Here is a 23201-nt window from a genome sequence, read left to right on the forward strand (position 1 = left end):
CGTGGCATCATGACGGCGATCGTGCAGCGGGGGCTCTACTACGAGGAGTTCGACCTGGGGGCGACGTACCTGCATCGACCGGGGCGCACGGCGACCGAGGCCGACAACGTGCTCTTCACGACGCTCACGATGAACACGCAGGCGCTGCATCTGGATGCCGCGTTCGCCGCATCCCAGGAGTTCGGCCGCCCGCTGATCAACTCGATGTGGACGCTGTCGACCATGGTGGGCTCCTCGGTCGCTCAGCTCACCCAGGGGACGCTGGTGGCGCAGCTCGCCCTCGGGGACGTCGCGTTCCCGCATCCGCTCTTCCCGGGCGACACGCTTTACACCGAGAGCGTGGTCACGGACAAGCGCCTGTCGTCCTCGCGTCCCGGCCAGGGCATCTGCACGATCGCGCACACGGGACGTAACCAGGACGGCGTGATCGTCGCGACGGCGAGCCGAACGGTGCTCGTGCACTGCCGCCCGGAGGACGAGCGATGACCTTCGGTCTCGGTCCCGCTCTGCTGTTCTGTCCGGCGGATCGCCCGGAGCGGTTCGGCAAGGCGCTGGAGCGGGCGGATGCCGTGATCCTCGATCTCGAGGACGCCGTCGCGCCGGCGGACAAGGCGAAGGCACGCGGCAACCTGATCGACGCGCACCTGGACCCCGACCGCGTGATCGTGCGGGTGAACGCCGCGGACTCGGCCGAGTTCGCGAGCGACCTGGCGACGCTGTCGCAGACCGACTTCCGGACCGTGATGCTGGCGAAGGCCGAGGACCCCGCGGCGATGGACGCGTTCGACGAGCGCTTCTCGCTCATCGCGCTGTGCGAGACGGCACGCGGCGTCGCCGCGGCCGACCGGCTGGCCGAGCACGAGCGGGTCGTCGGGCTGATGTGGGGCGCGGAGGATCTCATCGCGTCGCTGGGCGGGACGAGCAGCCGCCGCGCTGACGGCGGGTATCGCGATGTCGCCCGGTACGCGCGCTCGCGCGTTCTTCTCGAGGCCGGTGCACGCGGCAAGGCCGCGATCGACGCGGTGCACATCGCCATCGACGATCTCGACGGGCTCGCTTCGGAGGCAGCGGATGCCGCAGCCAGCGGGTTCTCAGCCACCGCGTGCATCCACCCGGGTCAGGTGGCCGTGATCCGCGACGCGTATCGGCCGGATGCCGCGACGGTGGACTGGGCGCAGCGCGTGCTGGCTGCGGCGGACCGCGAGGGCGGGGTGTTCCGCTTCGAGGGGCGGATGGTCGACGAACCGGTGCTCCGGCATGCTCGCAGCGTTCGGCATCGCGCGGCGGACACCGGTCGCTGACGGATCCTTCAGACCTCGACGGTCTCCAGCAGCCGCAGCACTCCGGGGGAGGCCTCGAAGCGGTGCACCGACCCGTTGGCCAGGGGCACGCCCATCAACGGCATGGTCCCGCCGGAGGCGTGGTCCAGCAGAGCGCGGATCACGCCGCCGTGCGCCACCACGATGACGGATTCGGCCACCGGCGCCGAGCGGCGACGCGCATCCCGCGCGATGACGTCCAGGGCACCGAGCGCGCGGTCGCGCACCTGATCGAAGGTCTCGGCCCCCGGGACGTCGGCGTGCCAGTCGCCGTACTGCTCGATGTAGTCGGTGACGAGCATGCCCTCGCCGTCGCCGAACTCGCGTTCGCGCAGGTCGTGCACCAGGCCGGGCTCGTCGAGACCGAGCTCCCGGGCGATGATCTGCGCGGTCTCCCGCGCGCGCACGAGCGGGCTGGCGTAGATCGCATGGTGCGTCCCGCCGGCGAGCGCGGCGGCGGCCTCGAGCGCGTGTCCGCGTCCCGTCGCGTTCAGCGGGATGTCGGTCGAGCCCTGGATGCGCCGCTCCAGGTTCCAGTCTGTCTGGCCGTGCCGGACGAGGGTGATGAGGGTCACGGGGTTCTGCTCCGTTCGCGCGCGTCTGTGCTCTTCAGCAGTTCCTGGAGGGCGGGGATGATCTCGCCCGTGCCGCCGGTGAGGGTCATATCGGCCCAGGCGTCGGCTCTGGTCGGCTCCCGGTTGATGATGACGAGGGGGATGCCGCGGCGCCGGGCGCGCTCGACCAGGCGCACACCCGAGTTCACCACCAGCGACGAACCGGCGACGATCATCGCCGAGCTCGCGCGCAGGAGGGATTCGGCAGCGCGGAAGCGGTCTGCCGGGACGAATTCGCCGAAGAAGACGACGTCCGGCTTGAGCATCCCGCCGCAGACCGTGCACTCCGGCACGACGAAGCCGTCGGCCGTGTCCGGGGTGACGTCGCCGTCCGGGTTGAGGGGGATGCTGTCGGGGACGGTGATCCACGGGTTGCGTTCGTCGATCTGCGTCGCGATGTCGCGCCGGTCGAAGACCTGGCCGCACTGCAGGCACAGCACGCGGCGCATGGTGCCGTGCACCTCGATGACGTGCGAGCTCCCGGCGCGCAGGTGCAGTCCGTCGACGTTCTGCGTGATGATGCCGCTGACCAGCCCGTCGCGCTCCATCTCGGCGAGGGCGACATGGGCCGCGTTGGGTGCGGCTTCGGCGAAGGCGCGCCAGCCGAGATGCCCGCCGATCCAGTAGCGCCGCCGCGCCGCCTCGTCGGCGAGATAGCGTTGCGCGGTCATGGGATCCGCTCGCACGCGCGCACCCTCCCCGCGGTAGGCGGGGATGCCCGAATCGGTCGAGATGCCGGCTCCGGTGAGCAGGGCGATCCGCTTTCCCTGCAGCAGTTCCGCGGTGCGCGCGACGCCGTCGGCCAGATCGGCAGTCATCGTCACGCTCACGGAACCTCCCCGAGCGAGTCTACGGCGTGCTCGGGGGTGGGGCTCACGCGGCCGCCACGAGGATGACGCCGGCGGCGAGCACGACGTCGAGCGCGGCGCAGAACTCGGCCATCGACGACGCGACCACGCGCCGGGTGCGCAGATGATGCACATCCCACCCGGCGTGGAGGACGAGACCGATGCCGACGAGGACGGCTCCCCAGGGCGACGGCAGCGCGGGGATGATGAGCGCGAGGAGGAGGACCGCGAGCATCGCGGCGGCCTGCAACGGAATTCCCCAGCGGGGTCGGACGCGTCCGCGGACGAGCCCGAACGCGAAGAGAGCGCCGACGAGGACGACCATGGCCCACATCGGCGAGAACCCGCGGACGGCGAGTCCCGCGCCGATGAGGAGGAACGTCAGGCCGAACAGCGGCCACGCGGCCGTGCGATGACCGAGCGCCGCCGAACCGAGATAGACGAAGGCTGCCGCGGTGAGGATCTCGGTCGCGGTCGTGGTGTCGGCGGTCCCGACGGACAGCAGCGCGATCATCCCCGCGGCGAAAACGACGCCGGCGACGGCCGGCCAGACGCGCAGCATCCGGTCGCGGGGTCCCGCGGCATCCGTCCCGTCGCTCATCACCCGCCATACGGTAAGGGCCCCTGCAGCGCAGGACAAGGGGATCTTCCGGCGGTGGCAGAGTGGACGGGTGGACCTCCAGCGCGTGACCGATGCCTCCGATCCCCGGCTCGACGACTATCGGGACCTCACCGACACCGCGCTGCGCCGCGTGCGCGAGCCCGCGGGCGGACTGTACATCGCGGAGTCCGCCAAGGTGATCGAGCGGGCCTGCGCCGCCGGCCATGTGCCGCGCTCGGTGCTGACGCAGCAGCGCTGGGTCGCCGGGATCGAGGCGATCCTCGGCGGTGCCGACGTTCCCGTGTACCTGGTCCCCGACGAGGTCGCCGAGAGCGTCACCGGATACGCGGTGCATCGCGGGGCGCTCGCGTCCATGCACCGCCCCGCGCTGCCGTCCGTCGCGGAGGTGGTCGAGAATGCTTCACTCGTGCTGGTCCTGGAGGATCTGCTGGACCACACCAATGTGGGGGCCGCCTTCCGGGCGGCTGCCGGTCTCGGCGCGGACGCCGTGCTGGTCACGGCACGATGCGCGGATCCGCTCTACCGCCGCAGCGTGCGGGTGAGCATGGGAACCGTGTTCCAGGTGCCGTGGACGCGCGTCGACGACTGGGAGGATGCGGCCGGCGACCTGCACGCGGCCGGATTCGAGATCGCGGCGCTCGCACTCGACGACCAGGCCGTGGATCTCCGCTCCTACGCGGCGGAACGTCCGGACAAGGTCGCCCTCCTGCTGGGCACCGAGGGCGATGGGCTCTCCCGTGCCGCGCTCGACAGCGCGGACGCCGTGGTGACGATCCCGATGGCCGGAGGCGTCGACTCTCTCAACGTCGCATCCGCCGCTGCCGTGGCGCTCTGGGGGCTCTCGCGCTGACCGCTGTGGCCCTATTCTGCCTCGGGGAAGCGGATCGGGACGGCATCGGGGCGCTTGGCCGCGACGTGATCGCCGGAGGACTGATGCCGGAGTCGACGCAGCACCCAGGGAACGAGATGCTCGCGTGCCCAGCCGAGGTCCTCCGAGCGCGCCTCGCGCCACGTGCGGGCCGGAAGCGGGTCGGGCTGCATGGCCTGGAGGTCGTTCGGGACGTTCAGGGCGCGCAGCACCATGCGGGCCACCTCGTGGTGCCCGAGAGCGTTGTAGTGCAGCCGGTCGTCGTCGAAGAAGCGTGGATCCTGCACGGTCTTCAGCGCCCACTGGTCGGCGACGATGCAGTCGTGCCGGTCCGCGATGGCACGGACGTTCTCGTTGTAGATCGCGACCTTGCCGCGGAACGGCCGGAAGACCGGCGTGAACCCGGTGTCGATGCCGGTGAAGAGCACCACAGCGGCTCCGGTCGAGGAAAGGCGTGCCACGGCATCCTCGAGCTGAGCGGCGATCGCATCGGGGTCGGTGCCGGGCCGGATGACGTCGTTGCCGCCGGCGCAGATCGACACGAGGTCCGGATGCAGCGCGACGGCCGGTTCGATCTGGTCGGCCACGATCTGGGCGATGAGCTTCCCGCGGACGGCCAGGTTGGCGTAGGCGAAGTCCTCCACCTGGCGGCCCAGCACCTCGGCCACGCGGTCCGCCCACCCGCGGTGCCCGCCGGGCGCTGCGGGATCGGGGTCGCCGATGCCCTCGGTGAACGAGTCGCCGACGGCCACGAAGCGGTGCCACGGGTGCGGGCCCTCGTTGGGGACGTACGGGGTCCGGGATGATTCCTGATCGGTCATCGCGCTCTCCTTCGCAGGTGCGAAGCCAGGGATCGCGGCCTCGCAGGGATCGAGCCTACCGGCCGCGGCGACGCCACGGGGGCGACGGGCATCCGGTGTCCGCAGGACCGATTATCGTGGATGCGATGCTCTCTCCGTCCTTCCCTCAGCGTGCTCCCTGGGGCACCGCGAACAAGCTCAGGGCATGGCAGCAGGAGGCGCTGGAACAGTACTTCCGGGACGACAAGCGGGACTTCCTCGTCGCCGCGACACCGGGCGCGGGAAAGACGACGTTCGCACTGACGCTCGCGGTGGAACTGCTGCGCATGGGCGAGGTCAACCGGGTGATCGTGGTCGCGCCGACCGAGCACCTCAAGACGCAGTGGGCGGATGCCGCGGCGCGCGTGCACATTCGGCTGGACCCGCGCTTCAAGAACAGCCACTGGGCCCCGGCGCCGCACTACCACGGCGTCGTGGTGACGTATGCGCAGGTGGCGGCGAAGTCCTCCGTGCACCGGCACCTGACCGAGGACGCCAAGACCCTCGTGATCCTCGATGAGGTCCACCACGGCGGCGACGCCCTCAGCTGGGGGGACGCGATCCGGGACGCGTACGGGCCGGCGAAGCGCCGCCTGCTGCTGTCCGGCACCCCGTTCCGCAGCGACACGGCGCCGATCCCGTTCGTCGAGTACCTGCCGGACGAGTCCGGAGCGCGGGTGTCGAGCACGGACTACGCCTACGGCTACGGCAGGGCGCTGTCGGACGGCGTCGTCCGCCCCGTCCTGTTCCACATGTACTCCGGGAAGATGCGCTGGCGCACGAGCGCGGGCGACGAGCTGGAGGCGCATCTCGGGCAGGACAACACCAAGGACGTCAACTCCCAGGCGTGGCGCACGGCGCTGGATCCGGAGGGGGAGTGGATGCCCGCGGTCCTTTCGGCCGCGGATCGGCGCCTCACCGAGATCCGCCATCACGTGCCGGATGCCGGGGGGCTGGTGCTCGCGACGGACCAGACCGTGGCACGGGCCTACGCCAAGATCCTGCACAGCATCACGCGGCAGCAGCCGACCATCGTGCTCTCCGACGACGCGACCGCCTCGGAGCGGATCGAGAAGTTCAGTGCGAGCGATGCGCGATGGATGGTCGCCGTCCGCATGGTGTCGGAGGGCGTCGACGTCCCCCGCCTCGCGGTCGGCGTGTACGCGACGTCGTCCTCCACGCCGTTGTTCTTCGCTCAGGCGATCGGCCGCTTCGTGCGCGCCCGGCGCCGGGGCGAAGCGGCCAGCGTTTTCCTGCCGAACGTGCCGGTGCTCATGGGGCTCGCGAACGAGCTGGAGAAGCAGCGTGACCACGCGCTGGACCGGCAGTCGAAGGACGAGGACGGTCTGGACGATTCGCTGCTGGAGAGCGCGAACCGCGAGGACGACGCCTCGGACGCACTGACCCAGGAGTTCAGCTATCAGGCGATCTCGTCGCTCGCGCACTTCGACCGCGTGGTCTTCGAGGGGAAGGACTTCGGGCAGCTCGCCGAACCGGGTACGCCCGAAGAAGAGGAGTTCATCGGCCTGCCAGGTCTGCTCGAACCCGAGCATGTGCACGAGCTTCTCATGCAGCGCAGCGCCAAGCAGTCGCGCCTGCGCGAGGCGCGTGAGGCCGCGGAGGGCCCGGAAGCCGTCACGACTCTTCCCGCGCCGCTGCACCGGACCTTGCGCGAACAGCGACAGCTGCTCAACAGTCTTGTGGGACTGTACGCGCGTCAGGCCGGAGAGCCGCACGGTGCCGTGCACGCCGAGCTCCGCCGGATCTGCGGGGGACCCGCCGTCGCGCAGGCGACCGTGACGCAACTGCAGTCGCGCATCGACGTGCTGCGCAAGCGCGTCAGGTCGCACTGATATCGCGGCTCGTCCGTGAGGGTTGTGCATAGAACATAGGTGCGATGCGGTGGGCGTGTCACGACGAGGGTCAGTGAGGTCGCGCGCGCCGCGGTCGGGCAAATACCTTCGCCCAATGCGGCGCGAACGAGGCATGTGTCGCGTGCCGTGCGCATGAATCCGAGCGCACTGACGTTTGGAGCTGAGTTCACTGAAACGCTTGACTGATTCGAAGATAGCAACGATACTTGGACTATGGCAGCGAAGAGGCGCGGACCGAGCGAGGACTCTCTCGCATATCGTCGCGCGCTTCTGGACGAGTGGGTGGATGCCGAGCGCGAAGTGTCCCGCCTGCACGCCCGGCAGGCCGTGCTGCTCGCAGAACGTCTCGAGTCGGCGATGACCGATCCCGACGCGGATCTGGATGCCGGCGAGGTGTCCCTGCGATCGCTTGCCGCGGAGTATGCGGCCGCGGCGCACATCCCGCCGTCGACGGCATCGATCCGGTTGACCGACGCCTGGGTGCTCGTGAGGCGCTTCCCGGCCGTGCTCGCGGCGATGGCCGAAGGCGTCATCAGCCGGCGGCATGCGGACGCCATCGTGAACGAGGCTCCGCAGTTGGCGCAGGATGCCGAGGGCGAACGGCTGCGTGCCGCTTATGAGGCGGAAGTCCTCGCGTTCGCCCGGCACGACACAGCGGCCGGGACGCGCGCCTGCGCGCGGGCCGTGGCGGCGCATCTGTGCCCGCAGTCGACAGCCGAGGCGCACCGGCGGGCGCGCAAGGAGCGTTCGGTCACCGTACGCCCCGATGGTGATGGGATGGCCGTGCTGACCGCGATCCTGCCGGAGATCCTCGCGTTCGCGATCAAGGATCGGTTGACCGGGCAGGCGCGGAGCGTGCGCGCCGCGCGCCGCCGGGTGAACGGGGTGCGCCCGGTTCCGGAGTACGAGCCGATGTTCCCCGAGGAGCCGCTCGATCTCGATGCGGAACTGCGCCGGATCCTGGACGACGTTCCTGGCTGGGAGCGTTCAGAGCGCGACGAAGCGGAAGGCACGGTGCACGCCGACGGCGTGGTGCATGCCGGCGCGGACGGCTCGGGCGTGACGAATGCGGGGGACGACGCTGGCGCGGGCCACGACGCTGGCGCGACGCATGGCGAGGGGAACGGCGCTGACGATGAGGGCGTGGGTGCGGCGCACGCCGGGGGAGACGATTCGGGCGTGACGAAGGTCGGGGGCGTCGAGGTGGTATCGGGCGGCGACGTCGAGAGGTCCTCGGGTGCATCGTCCGCGAGTGCCGTCACCTCGGAGGAGACGGGGGCCCGGGAATCGGAGTCTCCCGCTTCGTCAGTCACGTCGCCTGCCGTCGTGATCACCGAGCGCGACTTCCCGATCTGGAGCCCCGTGCACGATGACGTGGTCAACGAGCCCGCGGGCGGACCACCGGGCCTGGACGGCGACCTCTCCACCGGGTCAGAGCATTCGTTCGACGGGCAGTCGCATCCGCGTGACGATCAGACTCATCCACCCGGCGATCCGTGGATGTCGGACACTGTCCGTCCCCCGTGGCTCGACGAGGCGTTCGATGAGCTGGTCGCCTCGTTCGAAGAGGAGCTCTTCACGAGCGCGCCTCCGATCGACCCCGCGCCCAAAGGCGCCGATCCGGGCGGTTGCCGAGCCGGCACCTTGCTCGATGACGATCTCGTCGGTGTGCTCGAGACGGACACGCGCACGATGGATCAGCTGCGGGCCGACATCCTCGCGGATCTGCTGCTGGCGTCGGATCCGAGCACGCTCACGCAGACCGGCATCGGATCGGTCCAGGCCACGGTTCAGGTGTCCGTCGCGGCCGAGACGCTCATCGGCGTCGACGACCGGTTCGCGGAGCACGACGCGCACGGTCCCGTCCTCCCCGACACGGTGCGGCTGCTCGCGGGGCATTCTCCGTCCTGGACGCGGCTGTTCGTCGATCCGCAGGGACTCGTGACCGAGACCGACGGATACACCCCGACCGCGGCGATGAAGCGCTTCCTGCGGGCCCGAGACCAGCACTGCCGCTTTCCGGGGTGCCGTGCACCGGCGGCGCGCTGCCAGATCGACCACAACCACGATCACGCCAAGGGCGGCCGCACGCAGGTGAGCAATCTGGGTCTGTTCTGCACGGGACATCATCCGATCAAGCATCCCGACCTCGCCGATGAGGATCGCTGGACCGTGCGTCAGCTGGCCGACGGGCTGCTCGAGTGGAACAGCCCGCTCGGACGGACGTACACGGATCACCCCACCCGTCGCGTGCTCTTCACCTGACGGTCCGCCGGAGGGGCCGGCCCGCTGTCGGGTCCCGTGCCGTGAGCAATGCCTCGCGTGACTCTGAGCACTCGCACCCGTTCGGCTCCCCGAAATGCTGTCAATCCCTCGTTTTCCGCGGTCTCCGGCCCGACGCGTGGCTAGCGTGGAAGCATCCCACCGCACCTTCAGGAGGTCCCTTGAGCGCGCCCGCCCCCGCGGAACCGACACCCGCAGACCGACGCCGCTGGGCTCGATATCTCGTCGAGGAACGGGCCGAAGGCCTCGTCTATCAGAAGCTCGCCGCCCGCAGGACGGGGGAGGAGCGGGAGATCCTCTTGAGCCTGGCCGACGCCGAGCGCCGCCATGAACAGCACTGGCTCGACCTCCTCGGCGAAGAACCTGCGAAGCTGCCCCGTGCCGGTGTCCGCTCCCGCCTGCTCGGCTGGATGGCCGGGCGGTTCGGCTCGATCTTCGTGCTCGCCCTGGCGCAGAGCGCTGAGGCGCGGTCCCCGTACGACAGCGAGCAGTACGCGACTCCGGCGATGCGCGCCGACGAGAAGATCCACTACGAGGTCGTCCGCGGACTCGCGGCCCGCGGACGGCGCCGCCTGTCGGGATCGTTCCGTGCCGCGGTGTTCGGCGCCAACGACGGACTGGTCAGCAACCTCGCGCTCGTGCTGGGCATCGGCGCGACGGGGGTCAGTTCGGCCTTCGTGCTGTTCAGCGGAATCGCGGGGCTGCTGGCCGGTGCCTTGTCCATGGGGGCCGGAGAGTTCGTCTCCGTCCGCTCGCAGCGCGAGCTCCTGGCCTCCACCGAGGCCAACGACGATGCGCACGACTCCGCGGCCGATCTCGACATCGACGAGAACGAACTCGCGCTGGTCTACCGGGCGCGAGGGATGGATGAGACAGAGGCGCTCGCGCGCGCCCGACGCATCGTGACCGCCGCCCAGGCCGGAGTGCGCGCGGCGGCCACTGGTCCGATCCGCACCGCAGGCGACGACCACGAGATCGTCGGCAGCGACTGGACGGCCGCGCTGTCGAGCTTCCTGCTCTTCGCATCCGGGGCCATCGTGCCCGTCCTGCCCTGGATCTTCGGTCTGGAGGGGACAGCGGCGATCGTGCTCGCCCTCGTGCTCGTCGGCGTCGCACTCCTGTCCACCGGTGCCATGGTCGGCATCCTCTCCGGCGGGCCGCCGCTGCGTCGAGCCCTGCGTCAGCTGGCCATCGGATTCGGTGCCGCCGCGATCACCTACGCCCTCGGTCTCGTCTTCGGGGTCGGCGCGGTCTGAGCTGCCCCGCCACCTCCGCGTAGCCTGGAGCGGTGACCATGCTGAACAAGGACATGACGCTCTGCATCTCGCTGTCCGCTCGCCCGAGCAACAACGGCACGCGCTTCCACAACCACCTCTACGAGGCGCTCGGCCTCAATTGGATCTACAAGGCCTTCGCGCCTACGGACCTCGAGCAGGCCATCGTCGGCGTGCGCGGGCTCGGCATCCGCGGCTGCGCGATCTCGATGCCCTACAAGGAAGCCGTCATCGCTCTGGTCGATCACATGGCGCCATCCGCATCAGCCATCGAATCGGTGAACACGATCGTGAACGACGACGGCGTGCTCACCGCGTACAACACCGACTATTCGGCCATCGCCCAGTTGATCGCACGCAACGGGCTGGATCCGGCGTCCTCCGTGCTGCTGCGCGGATCGGGAGGCATGGCGAAGGCGACGGCGGCCGCCTTCCGGGACGCCGGCTTCCATGATGTGACGATCGTGGCGCGCAACGAGACGGCGGGACGTGGACTGGCCGATCTGTATGGCTTCGCCTGGGCTCCGGAGCCCGGGGACCTCACGGCGGACATCCTTGTGAACGTGACGCCGATCGGAATGGCCGGGGGACCGGACGCGGAAGCGAGAGCCTTCTCCGATGACGCGGTGGCCTCGGCATCCGTGGTCTTCGACGTCGTCGCGCTTCCCGCGGAGACGCCGCTGATCGCGTACGCTCGCGCCCTCGGCAAGGCGGTGATCACGGGAGCGGAGGTCGCGACGCTGCAGGCTCTGGAGCAGTTCGTGCTCTACACCGGCATCCGGCCGTCAGCCGAGCAGGTGCAGTCCGCCGAACGGTTCATGCGCGCCGGTCACTGATCGCGATCGGCGGTTTCCTCGTCGTCGTCCTCGGCTGTCCCCTCGGCAGCCTCGGGCTCCGGAGGCGTCCCGTCCATGCGCTCAGCCGGCCCACCCGAGGCGTTGTCCGCCTCTTCGGCCTCACCGGGCACACCGCGCGTGTTCTGCGGATCACTCATGCGATCGTCCTTCCGTTCGTCCCGTCAGACTAGGCAGACCCTCGGATCCCTCCCACCCCCTTGACGAGGGAACGACGAAGGCCCCGGATCCGAAGATCCGGGGCCATTCCGTGCGCGAGGGGGGACTTGAACCCCCACGCCCTATGCGGGCACTAGCACCTCAAGCTAGCGCGTCTACCTATTCCGCCACCCGCGCAGGTGATGAAAAGTCGTTGCCGACCGAAGAATGAGATTAGCACGTTCTGGGTGCCGCTTCGAACCAGGGCGCATGCCGGGCGCGCCGTGAGGGTTCGATAGCCTGGAGGGCATGTCCGATCCGCAGTTTCCCGAGGTCGTCCGCGTCGCGCAGGACCTGATCCGCTTCGACACCTCGAACTTCGGCGGCGGAGAGGCTCGAGGCGAGCGCGAGGCGGCCGAGTACGTCGGCGCCTATCTCGAGCGGCTCGGACTCGAACCGCGCTTCTACGAGCCGATCCCTCGACGCACGAACGTGATGGCCCGCGTGGAGGGACGGGATCGGACCAAGCCCGCACTCGTGGTGCACGGTCACCTCGACGTGGTGCCGGCCATGGCCGACGACTGGAGCGTCGACCCCTTCGCCGGCGTCGTGCAGAACGGGATGCTGTGGGGCCGTGGGGCCGTGGACATGAAGAACATGGACGCGATGATCCTGACGTCGGTCGCCGACATGCTGCGTGCGGGGGAGCAGCCCGAGCGCGACCTGATCCTGGCGTTCTTCGCGGACGAGGAGAACGGCGGCGTCGAAGGCTCGGCCCTGGTGGTCAAGGACCGCCCGGAGTGGTTCGACGGCGCCACCGAGGCCATCAGCGAAGTCGGCGGTTACTCGATCAGCGTCGGCGACCGGCGCGCGTATCTGCTCCAGGTGGGGGAGAAGGCTCTCCTCTGGATCCGACTCGTCGCCAGGGGCCGGGCCGGCCACGGCAGCCGACTGCACGACGACAACGCCATCACCCGCCTCGCCGAGGCCGTCGCGAAGATCGGACGCACCCGCTGGCCGATCCGCCTCACCCCCACGACCGAGGCGCTGCTGCAGGGACTCAGCACGATCAGCGGAATCCCCGTGGACGACCCGGATGCGCTGGCCGCGGCATCCGGACCGGCCGAGGCCTTCCTGCGCTCCACGTTCCGCACCACCACCAACCCGACCGTCCTCACCGCCGGGTACAAGCACAACGTGATCCCGGAGCGCGCCGAGGCGCTCATCGACGTACGGGTCCTTCCGGGCACCGAGGACGACGTGCTCGCCGAGCTGCAGGAGATCGTCGGGGATGACATCGTCATCGAGACGGTGGTGCGCGACATCGGCATGGAGACCGCGTTCGACGGGGACCTGGTCGAGGCGATGGTCGCCTCGCTCGGCAGGCACGACCCCGGCGTCCCGGTCATCCCGTATCTGCTCGGTGCGGGAACGGACAACAAGGCGCTGTCCACGATCGGAATCACCGGCTACGGATTCGCGCCGCTGAAACTCCCTGCCGACCTGGACTTCACAGGAATGTTCCACGGAGTGGACGAACGCGTCCCCGTAGAATCTCTTGTCTTCGGTCAGCGGGTTCTGACCGACCTGCTGCGCTCCTACTGAGCGCCGCGCCGACTGAGCCTGTCCGATCAAGGAAGTCCCCCCCATGCACCTGCTCGAAGCGCTGTTCCTCGGCATCATCCAGGGACTGACCGAGTTCCTCCCGATCTCCTCCAGCGCGCACTTGCGCATCGTGGGCACCTTCACGGGATCCGGGGAGGATCCGGGTGCCGCGTTCACCGCGATCACCCAGATCGGGACGGAAGCCGCCGTCGTGGTCTTCTTCTGGCGCGACATCGTGCGCATCATCGGGCACTGGTTCCGGTCGCTGACCGGCAAGCTGCCGCGCAACGACCCGGACGCGCGCATGGGCTGGCTGATCATCATCGGCAGCATTCCGATCGTGGTCCTCGGGCTGCTGTTCCAGGATCAGATCGAGACGGTCCTGCGCTCGATGTGGGTGGTCGCGATCATGCTGATCCTCTTCGGCATCCTGCTCGGCGTCGCCGACTACGTCGGCGCCAAGCGCCGCAAGCTCGACGACCTCACCTATCCGCACGGCGTCCTGTTCGGGCTCGCACAGGCGCTCGCGCTGGTGCCAGGTGTCTCGCGCTCCGGAGGCACCATCACGATGGGGCTGTTCCTCGGCTACGAGCGGGCCGCCGCGGCGCGCTACGCGTTCCTGCTCGCCATCCCCGCCGTCTTCGGAAGCGGGTTCTTCCAGCTCTTCAAGAGCTGGGACGAGCCGGACCAGTACTTCTCGCTGGGCGAGACGCTCGCGGCCACCGGGATCGCCTTCGTCGTGGCCCTCGGAGTGATCGCGTTCTTCATGAACTGGATCTCCAAGCGCAGCTTCCTGCCCTTCGTGATCTACCGCATCCTGCTCGGGACCACGCTGCTCGTCCTCCTCGGAACGGGCGTCATCGCGGCCTGACCGGCACGCGTCAGCGCTTGTGGTCGCCGGGGCCCTCCCCACGGCGGCGCAGGTACCGCTCGAAGGCCTGGGCGATCGCGTCCCCGGAAGCCTCGGGCGAATCCCACGTGTCCCGCGTGCGCTCGAGCTGGCGGATGTACTCGGTCATGTCCTCGTCGTCGGCCGCGGCCGCGTCGATCGACGCCTCCCATGCTGCCGCCTCGGTCCGCAGATGCGTGCGCGGCACGTCCACGCCGGTGAGCTCCTCGAGACGGTCCAGCAGCGCGAGCGTCGCCTTCGGTGAGGGCGCGGCGGATGCGACGTAGTGCGGCACGCTCGCCCAGAGGCCGGCAGTGGGGATGCCGGCGCGCTCGGCGAAGTGCTCCAGGACGCTGAGGATCCCCACGGGGCCCTCGTAGAGCGAGCGCTCCAGCCCGTGGGCCTCCCGGACCTGCTCATTCGGGCTGGACGCGAAGATCGAGATCGGCCGCGTGTGCGGGACGTCCGACAGCATCGCCCCGAGCGTCAGGAAGCCCGTGACATCGTCACGCAGCGCGACGTCGATGAACTCCGTCGCGAACGCCTGCCAGGTGCGGGCCGGTTCCGAACCCGTGAGCAGCCAGAACTCCGGACCGAGCTGCGCGGCCGGGACAGGGCGCCAGAGTGCCGCGCCGGGCCACTGCAGTTCGCGATGCCCCTGGGCGTCCATGCGGGTGGAGGGGCGCGTGTACTGATAGTCGAAATACAGCTCGGGGTCGACCGCGTGGACGAGTTCGTAGTCGCCGGACTGGCGGATCGCCTCGATGGCGCCGCTGGCGGCCTCGCCCGCGTCGTTCCATCCGTCGAACGCGGCGACGATGATGCGGGGACCCAGTGCATCCATCCCGGCCTCCCTCCTCGTCCGAATCGTCCGGTGTCCTTCCCAGGCTAGTCCTCGAAGAGCGGGGGAGGGCAGGCGCGCGGGGGCGGGCCGATGTCCGACGTCACGCCGGATAGCATGGTCCGGTGAGTGAGACGCCGAGCGCAGTCCTGTGGGACATGGACGGAACCCTCGTCGACACCGAGCCGTACTGGATGACGGCCGAGACCCACCTGGTGGAGTCCTTCGGCGGCACGTGGACGCATCAGGACGCCCTGCAGCTGGTGGGCAAGGGCCTGCTGGACAGCGCTGCCGTCCTGCAGGGCGCCGGCGTCGACATGGACGGCGAGGCCATTGTCCAGCACCTCACGGACCGGGTGCGCGAATCGCTCGGCACGCACGGCGTCCCGTTCCGTCCCGGTGCGCAGGAGCTGCTGAAGGACCTCAAGGATGCCGGCATCCCCACGGCCCTCGTGACGATGTCGCTGCGCCGCATGGCCGAGGGCGTCGCCGAGTTCATCGAGTTCGACGCGTTCGAACTGATCGTCGCGGGAGACGACGTCGAGAACCCGAAGCCGCATCCCGAGCCGTACCTCCTCGGGGCGGCGCTGCTCGGCATCGACATCGAGCACGCCGTGGTGATCGAGGACTCGCCGACGGGCCTGCGTGCCGGCGTGGCCTCGGGAGCCGTCGCCCTCGGCGTCCCGCACATCCTGCCGCTCGACGACGCGGGCGCGCACGAGCTCTGGCCGACCCTGCACGGACGCTCCGCGCAGGACATCATCGCGCTCTACCGGGCGCATCGCACCACCCCGACGGAGACCCCTTCATGACCGATGCGCCCACCACCCGCCCGAGCGGACCGTTCCGCGCGGGCGACCGCGTGCAGCTGACCGGCCCGAAGGGGCGTCTGCACACCATCACGCTGCGCGCGGACGGCGAACTCCACACGCACCACGGGGTGCTGCGCCACGCCGACCTCATCGGTCAGCCGGACGGCACGGTCATCGCGAACAGCTCGGGACACGAATATCTGGCGCTGCGGCCGCTGCTGCGCGACTTCGCGATGTCGATGCCCCGTGGAGCGGCGATCGTGTACCCCAAGGACGCCGCGCAGATCGTCATGCAGGCGGACATCTTCCCGGGCGCGGTCGTCGTGGAGGCCGGCGTCGGCTCCGGTGCGCTGTCGCTCTCGCTGCTGCGCGCCATCGGCCCGGCCGGCACGCTGGTGTCCTTCGAACGCCGGGAGGACTTCGCGGAGGTGGCCTCGGCGAACGTCGAGACGTTCTTCGGCGGCATCCCGGACACCTGGCGCGTCGTGGTCGGTGACCTCGTCGAGGCCCTGCCCGCGGAACTGCCCGCCGGCGGCGTCGACCGCGTCGTCCTCGACATGCTGGCGCCCTGGGAGTGCATCGACGTCGTCGCCGAGGCACTGACTCCGGGCGGTGTCGTGCTCTGCTACGTCGCGACGGCGACCCAGCTGTCCCGCGTCGCCGAGTACCTCCGCGGCACGGGACTGTTCACCGAACCGGATGCCTCCGAGACCATGGTGCGCGGCTGGCACGTCGAGGGACTCGCGGTCCGTCCCGACCACCGGATGGTCGCGCACACGGGATTCCTCATCACGGCGCGCCGGCTGGCACCCGGTGCGATCCCTCCCGAGGTCAAGCGCCGCGCGTCGAAGAGCAGTTACGGCGACGAGGACGTGGAACTCTGGACCCCCGGCGCCGTCGGCGACCGCGAGATCACCGACAAGAACCTGCGCAAGCGCGTCCGCGAGGCCGAGAAGGCCGCCGCAGGGGCGCGCATCGCCGCCGCGGCGCGCGAAACAGACCGGGCGACGGAATAGACTGGAGCGCGTGCGTAAAACGTCCGCTGCCCTTGCCAGCCTCAGTCTCGCCGCCGTCGCCCTGACGGGGTGCACCGCGGCCCCGACCTTCGCCGGGGAGACCTGCGACCGCGCCTCCTCGACGAGCGGCATCGACGACGCCGTCACGGTGACCGGCGAGGTCGGCGTCGCCCCCGATGTCGAACTCTTCTCGCCGCTGCACGTCGAGACGACCTCGTACACGGACGTCGTCACGGGCGAGGGGACGCCGCTCACGTCTCCGCAGCAGCTCACGGTCCTCGACATCGCGCTGTACAACGGGACCACCGGTGATCAGGTCGTGCAGACCGAGTTCGACGGCGACCTCTCGCGGCTGTCGAACATCGCGTCCTGGACGCAGCAGATCCCCGGCATCGGCGAGGTGCTCGAGTGCGCGACGCCCGGCACGCGGATGGTCGCGGCGATCGCCCCGGCCGACTTCGGGGAGGCGGCGCTGAGCGGTTTCCAGCTCGACGAGGACACCACGGTGGTGGCCGTCATCGACGTGCTCGACACACAGCTCGCCCGCGCCACCGGGGCGAAGCAGTTCAACAACGCCCGCAATCTCCCCACCGTCGTGCGCGCGGCGGACGGTCGACCCGGGATCATCGTCCCGGACGACGCCGCGCCGACCGAGCAGGTCGAGCAGCTCCTGATCAAGGGCGACGGCGAGAGCATCGACGAGGACACGAATGTCTGGGTGAACTACACCGCCGTGTCGTGGGACTCCAAGACGGTCAGCAGCACGACGTGGGACTCGAACCCCACCGCCGGGCTCGCTCAGGCCGCCCCCACGGTGGCGGAGGCCCTGATCGGTCAGACGGTCGGATCTCAGCTCCTGGTCGTCGTGCCGGCGGCCGAGGGTGCGGAAGCGACGGCGTACGTCGTCGACATCCTGGGCACCAGTCCCACGCCGGAGCAGTGATGGCGGTCCAGATCCCCGCGGAGGAGCGCCTGACGAACCTCGTCGTGGCGCTCATGGCCACGGAGATCGGACTCACCAAGCAGCAGATCCTCGACAACGTCTCGGGGTATCGACAGCGCGCGGATGCCGGAACCCGCGCCGACGCGCTGGAGAAGATGTTCGAGCGCGACAAGGACGAACTGCGTTCGCTCGGCGTCCCGGTCGAGACGATCGGCGACCCCTCCGACCCCAATGATCTGCGCGAAGCCCGGTACCGTATTCCGCAGGCGGAATACGACCTTCCCGGCGACATCGCCTTCACTCCCGCGGAGCTGGCCGTGCTGCAGCTGGCCGGCAGCGTCTGGAGCGCGGAGTCGATGTCGGGGGACGCGCAAGCCGGTGTGCGCAAGATCCGCGCGCTGGGCATCGACGGCGACGCGCCGATCATCGGCTTCGCGCCGCGCATCACGACGCGCGATCCCGCCTTCGGACCGCTCCAGGACGCGATCGAGGCGGGCCGCGTGGTGCGCTTCGACTACCTGAAACCGGGGGAGGAGTCCGCCCGGCGCCGCCGGGTCCGTCCTCTCGCCCTGGTGGACTACGAGGCGCGCTGGCACGTCTACGGCATCGACGCGGATGCCGAGGAGGAGCGGACGTTCCTGCTCAGCCGCATCGTGGGCGACGTGAAGCTCACGACCGAACGGTTCGATGCCGGGCTGCGTGACGGTGCCGGGGAACGCGCGATGGCCGGGCTCGAGGAGGTCGCCCGCCGCAATCGAGCCCTGCTCGAGGTGACGCCGGGCACCGAGGCGTCGCTGCGTCTCGGTCGCCGAGCGGTTCCGGCCGCGCAGGGCATCCACGTGCACTACGTCGATCGGCACATCCTCGCGGACGAGCTCGCGTCCTACGGGCCCGAGGTACGCGTCGTGGAGCCCGACGATCTGCGCGACGAGGTGATCGCCCGGCTGCGTGCGATCGTCGAGGCTCACGACGAGGTCGCCTCATGAGCGCCCAGCCCAAGCCGAAGCCGTTGCTCGCATCCGAACGGGTCCGGCTCTATCTGACTCTCGTGCCGTATCTGCTCGAACGCGGTCAGGTGTCGCTCGCCGAGGCCGCCGCCGAGTTCCAGGTCACCCCGGACGAGATGCGCGCCATGGTGGAGAAGCTCACGGTCATCGGTCTGCCCGGGGACTCCGGCTACTGGCAGCAGCCGCACGAGATGTTCGACATCGACTGGGACCTTCTCGACGAGCAGGACGTCATCGAGATCACCAACGACGTCGCGCTGCGCCGCGTGCCGCGCTTCACGGCGCGGGAGGCCGCCGCGCTGCTGGCCGGTCTGCAGATGGTCGCCGCCGTCCCCGAGGTGGCCGGATCCGGGCTGGTCTCCGGACTCATCGCGAAGCTGTCCCGCGGTGCCGCGGATGCACCGGCGGCCGTCGTGGTCGCGACGGACGCCGTCGACGAGGTACGAGAGGTCGTCTCCCGCGCGCTGCGCGACGGAGTGGCCGTGTCGTTCACGTACCAGGCACCGGACGCCGATGCCACGATCCGCACGGTCGACCCGGTTCAGGTACTGATCACGAACGGGCAGTGGTATCTGCAGGGATGGTGCCACACGCGCGAGGCGATGCGGACTTTCCACCTCGACCGCGTCAGCGCACCGCGGCTGACGGACATCGTCAGCACCCACCAGGACGACGCCGCCCCCGAGCCGTTCGTCGGAGGCACCGGCGCCGACGGGAACGTCACGGTGCGGGTGCCGACAGCCCTCCTGCCGCTGCTGGCTGGATTTCAGGCGGACGAGCCCGCATCGGGCGATGTGGCCCTCGCACGGATCCGTCTGGCCGATCCCCGCGGGATCCGTCGCCTGGCCGGCCGCTTCGGCGGACGCATGGAAGTGCTCAGCCCCGTCGTCGCTCGGACTGCGACCCGCGAATGGGCTGCGGCCGGACTCGCGCTCTACCATCGACCGGACGACGACGTCGCCGGTTAGACTATGACGAACCCCCGAACCGAGGAGACAACATGGCCGGCTTGACCGGATGGCACCTGCTCATCATCCTCGCTGTCATCCTGCTTCTTTTCGGCGCTGCGAAGCTGCCCGCGCTCGCGAAGAGCATGGGACAGTCCGCGCGCGTCTTCAAAGGCGAGATGAGCGCGATGAAGGAAGAGGACGCGGCGCGCAAGACAGAGACGACCGCGGCGGACGCCGAGACGCCCTCGGCATCCACGGCAACCGACAACGGAGCCGCGCCCGGCACTGATCGCACCACCTGACAGCGGTGTCGGAAGGTGTGACGTCCCCGCAGGGCGGGGACTCCGGTCGGCGTGACCGCAGGATGTCGCTGGGAGCCCATCTCGTCGAGCTGCGCAAGCGCCTGCTGATCTCGGCTGCGGCCCTGATCGTCGCGATGATCATCGCGTTCTTCATCTCGGACCCGATCATCGATTACATCGAGCAGCCGTTGACGACGGTAGAGGACGCGAAGAACGGGGGCGGGCTGACCGGCCTGACCTTCTCGTCGGTGACGTCGCCGTTCGACCTCCGGATGCGGATCGCCTTCTCGATCGGCATCTTCTTGGCGGCTCCCGTCTGGCTCTGGGAGCTGTGGGCGTTCTTGATGCCGGGCCTCACCCGCAAGGAGATCAAGTACACGCTCGGTTTCGTCGCTGCGGCCGTTCCGCTGTTCTTCGCGGGATGCTACGTCGCCACGTTCCTCGTCCCGCACGTGATCGAGCTCATGGCCACATTCACGCCCGAGGGCGGGAACAACCTCTACGACGCGTCCAAGTACTACGACTTCGTCTTCAAGCTGATGATCGTCGTGGGAATCGCGTTCGTGCTGCCGGTCTTCCTGGTGGCGCTGAACCTCGCCGGCATCATGTCCGGCAAGGCGATCCTCAAGGGCTGGCGGGTCGCGATCCTCCTCGCCACGATCTTCGCCGCGCTGACCACCCCGGCGGCGGACGTCGTCAGCATGCTGATCCTTGGCGGCATCCTCATCGTGCTGTTCTTCGCGGCGGCGCTGCTGTCGATGCTGTTCGACCGGCGCAAGCGCAAGAAGGACGCCGCCGCCGGTCTTCTGCCCGGGCAGGGAGCATGAGCAGCCCGGCCGATCGCTACGCGGCCGCGCGGGCCGCCGCGGATTCTCCGGAGACAGCGGCATTCGCGGCGCGGCAGGCGTTTGATCTCGATCCGTTCCAGCTGGCGGGCTGTCATGCGCTCGAACGCGGGCGCAGCGTGCTCGTCGCCGCCCCCACCGGCGCCGGAAAGACCATCGTGGGCGAGTTCGCGATCCACCTGGCGATGCGGACCCCGAACGAGAAGGCCTTCTACACGACGCCCATGAAGGCGCTGTCGAACCAGAAGTTCCGCGAGCTCACCGAGGTGTACGGCGCCGATCAGGTCGGTCTGCTCACGGGTGACACGAACATCAACGGCAATGCGCGCATCGTGGTCATGACGACCGAGGTGCTGCGCAACATGCTGTACGCGGATTCCGCAGCTCTCACCGATCTCCGGTACGTCGTGATGGACGAGGTGCACTACCTCGCCGACCGTTTCCGGGGTCCGGTGTGGGAAGAGGTCATCCTCCATCTGCCGTCCTCGGTGCGCCTGGTGTCCTTGAGCGCCACGGTGTCGAACGCCGAGGAGTTCGGCGACTGGCTGGACACCGTGCGCGGGGACACCGAGGTCATCGTGTCGGAGATCCGGCCCGTCCCGCTCGAGCAGCACGTGCTGGTGCGCGACGACCTGCTCCCGCTCTTCGACGACAGAGCCGGTATCGCGACCGCGCAGGTGAACCAGGAACTGCTGCGCATCCGGTCCTTCACCGGATCGCGCTACGAGAGCAATCGTCAGGCGCAGGGCTACGTCAGCAATCGGCACGCCGGCCGGCAGGCGCAGCGCCCGCCGCGCGGAGGGCGACGCCCCGTCCGGGCGGCGAACGCGCGTCGCATCGAGCGGATGGACCGTCCCGAGGTCGTGGCTCTCCTGGAGCGCTCGAACCTGCTGCCGGCGATCTTCTTCATCTTCAGCCGCATCGGGTGTGATGCCGCCGTCCAGCAGGTGAGCCGATCGGGCCTGCGCCTCACGACGGCCGAGGAACGAGCGGAGATCCGCGCGATCGTCGAGGAGCGCACCCGCGCGTTGCAGGACGAGGACCTGGGCGTCCTGGGCTTCTGGGAATGGCGCGAGAACCTCGAGCGCGGCGTCGCCGCCCACCACGCGGGGCTCCTGCCGGCGTTCAAGGAGATCGTGGAGGAGCTGTTCCGGCTCAAACTCGTCAAGGTCGTCTTCGCCACCGAGACTCTCGCTCTCGGCATCAACATGCCGGCGCGCACGGTCGTGCTGGAGAAGATGGAGAAGTTCAACGGCGAGGCCCGCGTCGCGATCACGTCGGGGGAGTACACCCAGCTCACCGGGCGGGCCGGACGCCGCGGCATCGACGTCGAGGGACACGCCGTCGTCCAGTGGACCGAGGGCATGGACCCGCAGGCTGTCGCCGCCCTCGCATCCCGCCGCACCTATCCGCTCAACTCCAGCTTCCGACCGACCTACAACATGGCGGTCAACCTCGTCGACCGCTTCGGGCGGGCGCGGGCGCGCGAGATCCTGGAGAGCTCGTTCGCGCAGTTCCAGGCCGACCGTGCCGTCGTGGGCCTCGCACGGCAGGTCCGCGAGGCGGAGTCCTCTCTCGAGGGCTACCTCACGGCCATGCAGTGCGAGCACGGCGACTTCGCCGATTACGCCGCCATCCGTCGCGAGCTCAGCGACCTGGAGAAGAAGAACCGCCAGGACGCGCATGGTCCGCGAAATGTGCGCGAGAAGCGCATCAAGAAGATCGAGAGCCTGAGGCGCCGGATGCAGCGGCACGGCTGCCACACCTGCCCGGACCGCGAGAAGCACGCCCGATGGGGCGAGCGCTACTTCAAGCTCAAGCGCGAGACCGATCGCAAGCGCCGCCAGATCGAGACGCGCACCGGAACCGTGGCGCGGATCTTCGACCGCGTCCTCGAAGTGCTGGCCGCCCTGGACTACGTCACGGGCGCGGGCGACGAACTGGCGCTCACGGATGCCGGACGCACGATGCGCCGCATCTACGGAGAGCGCGACCTGCTGGTCGCCGAGAGCCTGCGTCAGGGACTGTGGAAGGGGCTCGACGCACCCGCCCTGGCGGCGATGGCGTGCTGCCTGGTGTATGAACCGCGTCGCGACGAGGCGAACACGGGGGAGCGGGGCCTCCCTCGCGGTGCATTCCGTGCGGCGTACGAGAAGACCACGGCCCTGTGGGCGCAACTGGACGATCTGGAGCAGGATCACCACCTCCCCGGCACCGAGCCGCTGGCCGCGGGACTCGCAGGAGCGATGCACGCGTGGGCCCGCGGCGGGATGCTCGACCGCGTGCTCGTCGACGCCGACATGGCGGCCGGCGACTTCGTCCGGTGGGCGAAGCAGACGATCGACCTGCTCGACCAGCTCTCCATCGTGGCGGATGACGCCGAGATCGCCCGGACCGCGCGGCGCGCCCTGGAGGGCGTCCGACGCGGCATCGTCGCCTACTCCGGGGTCTGAGCAGG

At 69.7% G+C, this 23201-nt stretch carries 23 protein-coding genes and 1 tRNA gene; 17 read left to right on the forward strand and 7 right to left on the reverse strand.

Translation table 11 applies throughout. The annotated features are described in order from the left end of the window. Positions 1-9: 9 nt before the first annotated feature. Together AC3RXZ_RS01685 and AC3RXZ_RS01690 are read left to right on the forward strand one after the other, a co-directional pair. Positions 10-486: a MaoC family dehydratase gene (locus AC3RXZ_RS01685; RefSeq protein ID WP_491492986.1), complete on the forward strand. Its 477-nt coding sequence runs from the start codon at positions 10-12 to the stop codon at positions 484-486. Beyond that, the gene (locus AC3RXZ_RS01690; RefSeq protein ID WP_491492987.1) at positions 483-1301 is read left to right on the forward strand and encodes an HpcH/HpaI aldolase/citrate lyase family protein; all 819 of its coding nucleotides are present in this window, start codon (positions 483-485) and stop codon (positions 1299-1301) included. The genes AC3RXZ_RS01685 and AC3RXZ_RS01690 overlap by 4 nt, the downstream gene beginning before the upstream one ends. Positions 1302-1309: 8 nt before the next feature. Here the strand turns inward: AC3RXZ_RS01690 and AC3RXZ_RS01695 are convergent, their stop codons facing one another. Genes AC3RXZ_RS01695 through AC3RXZ_RS01705 form a run of 3 tightly spaced genes read right to left on the reverse strand, consistent with a single transcriptional unit; the run spans position 1310 to position 3382 of the window. Next, the gene (locus AC3RXZ_RS01695; RefSeq protein WP_243225756.1) at positions 1310-1894 is read right to left on the reverse strand and encodes a histidine phosphatase family protein; all 585 of its coding nucleotides are present in this window, start codon (positions 1892-1894) and stop codon (positions 1310-1312) included. Beyond that, positions 1891-2751 carry a Sir2 family NAD-dependent protein deacetylase gene (locus AC3RXZ_RS01700; protein ID WP_491493488.1) on the reverse strand — a complete coding sequence of 287 codons (861 nt, stop codon included), beginning with the start codon at positions 2749-2751 and terminating at the stop codon, positions 1891-1893. The genes AC3RXZ_RS01695 and AC3RXZ_RS01700 overlap by 4 nt, the downstream gene beginning before the upstream one ends. Positions 2752-2806: 55 nt before the next feature. Further along, complete coding sequence (locus tag AC3RXZ_RS01705) at positions 2807-3382, reverse strand: hypothetical protein (RefSeq protein ID WP_491492988.1); 576 nt, start codon at positions 3380-3382, stop codon at positions 2807-2809. 70 nt (positions 3383-3452) lie between these two features. Between AC3RXZ_RS01705 and AC3RXZ_RS01710 the strand changes: the two genes are divergently transcribed. After that, positions 3453-4253: a TrmH family RNA methyltransferase gene (locus tag AC3RXZ_RS01710; protein WP_491492989.1), complete on the forward strand. Its 801-nt coding sequence runs from the start codon at positions 3453-3455 to the stop codon at positions 4251-4253. A gap of 11 nt (positions 4254-4264) precedes the next feature. Here the strand turns inward: AC3RXZ_RS01710 and AC3RXZ_RS01715 are convergent, their stop codons facing one another. Beyond that, positions 4265-5092, reverse strand: coding sequence for an SGNH/GDSL hydrolase family protein (locus AC3RXZ_RS01715; RefSeq protein ID WP_243225744.1), 828 nt, complete (start codon positions 5090-5092; stop codon positions 4265-4267). 125 nt (positions 5093-5217) lie between these two features. On the opposite strand from AC3RXZ_RS01715, the gene AC3RXZ_RS01720 reads away from it, so the two are divergent. The 4 genes from AC3RXZ_RS01720 to AC3RXZ_RS01735 all read left to right on the forward strand — a co-directional run bounded on the left by AC3RXZ_RS01720 (position 5218) and on the right by AC3RXZ_RS01735 (position 11377). After that, a complete protein-coding gene (locus tag AC3RXZ_RS01720; RefSeq protein ID WP_491492990.1) occupies positions 5218-6963 on the forward strand; it encodes a DEAD/DEAH box helicase in 1746 nt (581 codons plus the stop codon). Positions 6964-7197: 234 nt separating this feature from the next. Continuing rightward, on the forward strand, positions 7198-9249 hold the full coding sequence (locus AC3RXZ_RS01725; protein ID WP_491492991.1) for an HNH endonuclease signature motif containing protein: 2052 nt from the start codon (positions 7198-7200) through the stop codon (positions 9247-9249). A 179-nt stretch (positions 9250-9428) separates the two neighbouring features. Continuing rightward, positions 9429-10523 (forward strand): VIT1/CCC1 transporter family protein, encoded by a 1095-nt coding sequence (locus tag AC3RXZ_RS01730; RefSeq protein ID WP_243225740.1) that lies wholly within the window; start codon positions 9429-9431, stop codon positions 10521-10523. A 32-nt stretch (positions 10524-10555) separates the two neighbouring features. Further along, a complete protein-coding gene (locus AC3RXZ_RS01735; RefSeq protein ID WP_491492992.1) occupies positions 10556-11377 on the forward strand; it encodes a shikimate 5-dehydrogenase in 822 nt (273 codons plus the stop codon). Here AC3RXZ_RS01735 and AC3RXZ_RS01740 read toward each other — a convergent pair. Further along, positions 11371-11535 carry a hypothetical protein gene (locus AC3RXZ_RS01740; RefSeq protein WP_243225739.1) on the reverse strand — a complete coding sequence of 55 codons (165 nt, stop codon included), beginning with the start codon at positions 11533-11535 and terminating at the stop codon, positions 11371-11373. The genes AC3RXZ_RS01735 and AC3RXZ_RS01740 overlap by 7 nt on opposite strands. Positions 11536-11646: 111 nt before the next feature. Beyond that, positions 11647-11731 (reverse strand) — tRNA-Leu (locus AC3RXZ_RS01745). Between the two features lie 111 nt (positions 11732-11842). On the opposite strand from AC3RXZ_RS01745, the gene AC3RXZ_RS01750 reads away from it, so the two are divergent. Then, positions 11843-13138 carry a M20/M25/M40 family metallo-hydrolase gene (locus tag AC3RXZ_RS01750; protein ID WP_491492993.1) on the forward strand — a complete coding sequence of 432 codons (1296 nt, stop codon included), beginning with the start codon at positions 11843-11845 and terminating at the stop codon, positions 13136-13138. 43 nt (positions 13139-13181) lie between these two features. Then, complete coding sequence (locus tag AC3RXZ_RS01755; protein ID WP_243225737.1) at positions 13182-14009, forward strand: undecaprenyl-diphosphate phosphatase; 828 nt, start codon at positions 13182-13184, stop codon at positions 14007-14009. Between the two features lie 10 nt (positions 14010-14019). Here the strand turns inward: AC3RXZ_RS01755 and AC3RXZ_RS01760 are convergent, their stop codons facing one another. Beyond that, positions 14020-14871: a PAC2 family protein gene (locus AC3RXZ_RS01760; RefSeq protein ID WP_243225736.1), complete on the reverse strand. Its 852-nt coding sequence runs from the start codon at positions 14869-14871 to the stop codon at positions 14020-14022. A gap of 122 nt (positions 14872-14993) precedes the next feature. Between AC3RXZ_RS01760 and AC3RXZ_RS01765 the strand changes: the two genes are divergently transcribed. From AC3RXZ_RS01765 to AC3RXZ_RS01800, 8 genes are all read left to right on the forward strand, one after another. Beyond that, entirely contained in the window at positions 14994-15680 is a 687-nt protein-coding gene (locus AC3RXZ_RS01765; protein WP_491492994.1) for an HAD family hydrolase, read from the forward strand. Continuing rightward, on the forward strand, positions 15677-16696 hold the full coding sequence (locus AC3RXZ_RS01770) for a tRNA (adenine-N1)-methyltransferase (RefSeq protein WP_491492995.1): 1020 nt from the start codon (positions 15677-15679) through the stop codon (positions 16694-16696). The genes AC3RXZ_RS01765 and AC3RXZ_RS01770 overlap by 4 nt, the downstream gene beginning before the upstream one ends. Positions 16697-16706: 10 nt before the next feature. Beyond that, a complete protein-coding gene (locus AC3RXZ_RS01775) occupies positions 16707-17639 on the forward strand; it encodes an FKBP-type peptidyl-prolyl cis-trans isomerase (protein WP_491492996.1) in 933 nt (310 codons plus the stop codon). Then, entirely contained in the window at positions 17639-18625 is a 987-nt protein-coding gene (locus tag AC3RXZ_RS01780; RefSeq protein WP_491492997.1) for a helix-turn-helix transcriptional regulator, read from the forward strand. The genes AC3RXZ_RS01775 and AC3RXZ_RS01780 overlap by 1 nt, the downstream gene beginning before the upstream one ends. After that, complete coding sequence (locus AC3RXZ_RS01785; RefSeq protein WP_491492998.1) at positions 18622-19614, forward strand: helix-turn-helix transcriptional regulator; 993 nt, start codon at positions 18622-18624, stop codon at positions 19612-19614. The genes AC3RXZ_RS01780 and AC3RXZ_RS01785 overlap by 4 nt, the downstream gene beginning before the upstream one ends. Before the next feature lie 32 nt (positions 19615-19646). After that, the gene (gene tatA, locus AC3RXZ_RS01790) at positions 19647-19898 is read left to right on the forward strand and encodes a twin-arginine translocase TatA/TatE family subunit (protein WP_243225729.1); all 252 of its coding nucleotides are present in this window, start codon (positions 19647-19649) and stop codon (positions 19896-19898) included. 62 nt (positions 19899-19960) lie between these two features. After that, a complete protein-coding gene (gene tatC, locus AC3RXZ_RS01795) occupies positions 19961-20725 on the forward strand; it encodes a twin-arginine translocase subunit TatC (RefSeq protein ID WP_243225728.1) in 765 nt (254 codons plus the stop codon). After that, positions 20722-23196, forward strand: a complete 2475-nt coding sequence (locus AC3RXZ_RS01800; protein ID WP_491492999.1) for a DEAD/DEAH box helicase — start codon at positions 20722-20724, stop codon at positions 23194-23196. The genes tatC and AC3RXZ_RS01800 overlap by 4 nt, the downstream gene beginning before the upstream one ends. Positions 23197-23201: the final 5 nt, after the last annotated feature.

The sequence above is a fragment of the Microbacterium cucumeris genome, assembly GCF_058349845.2.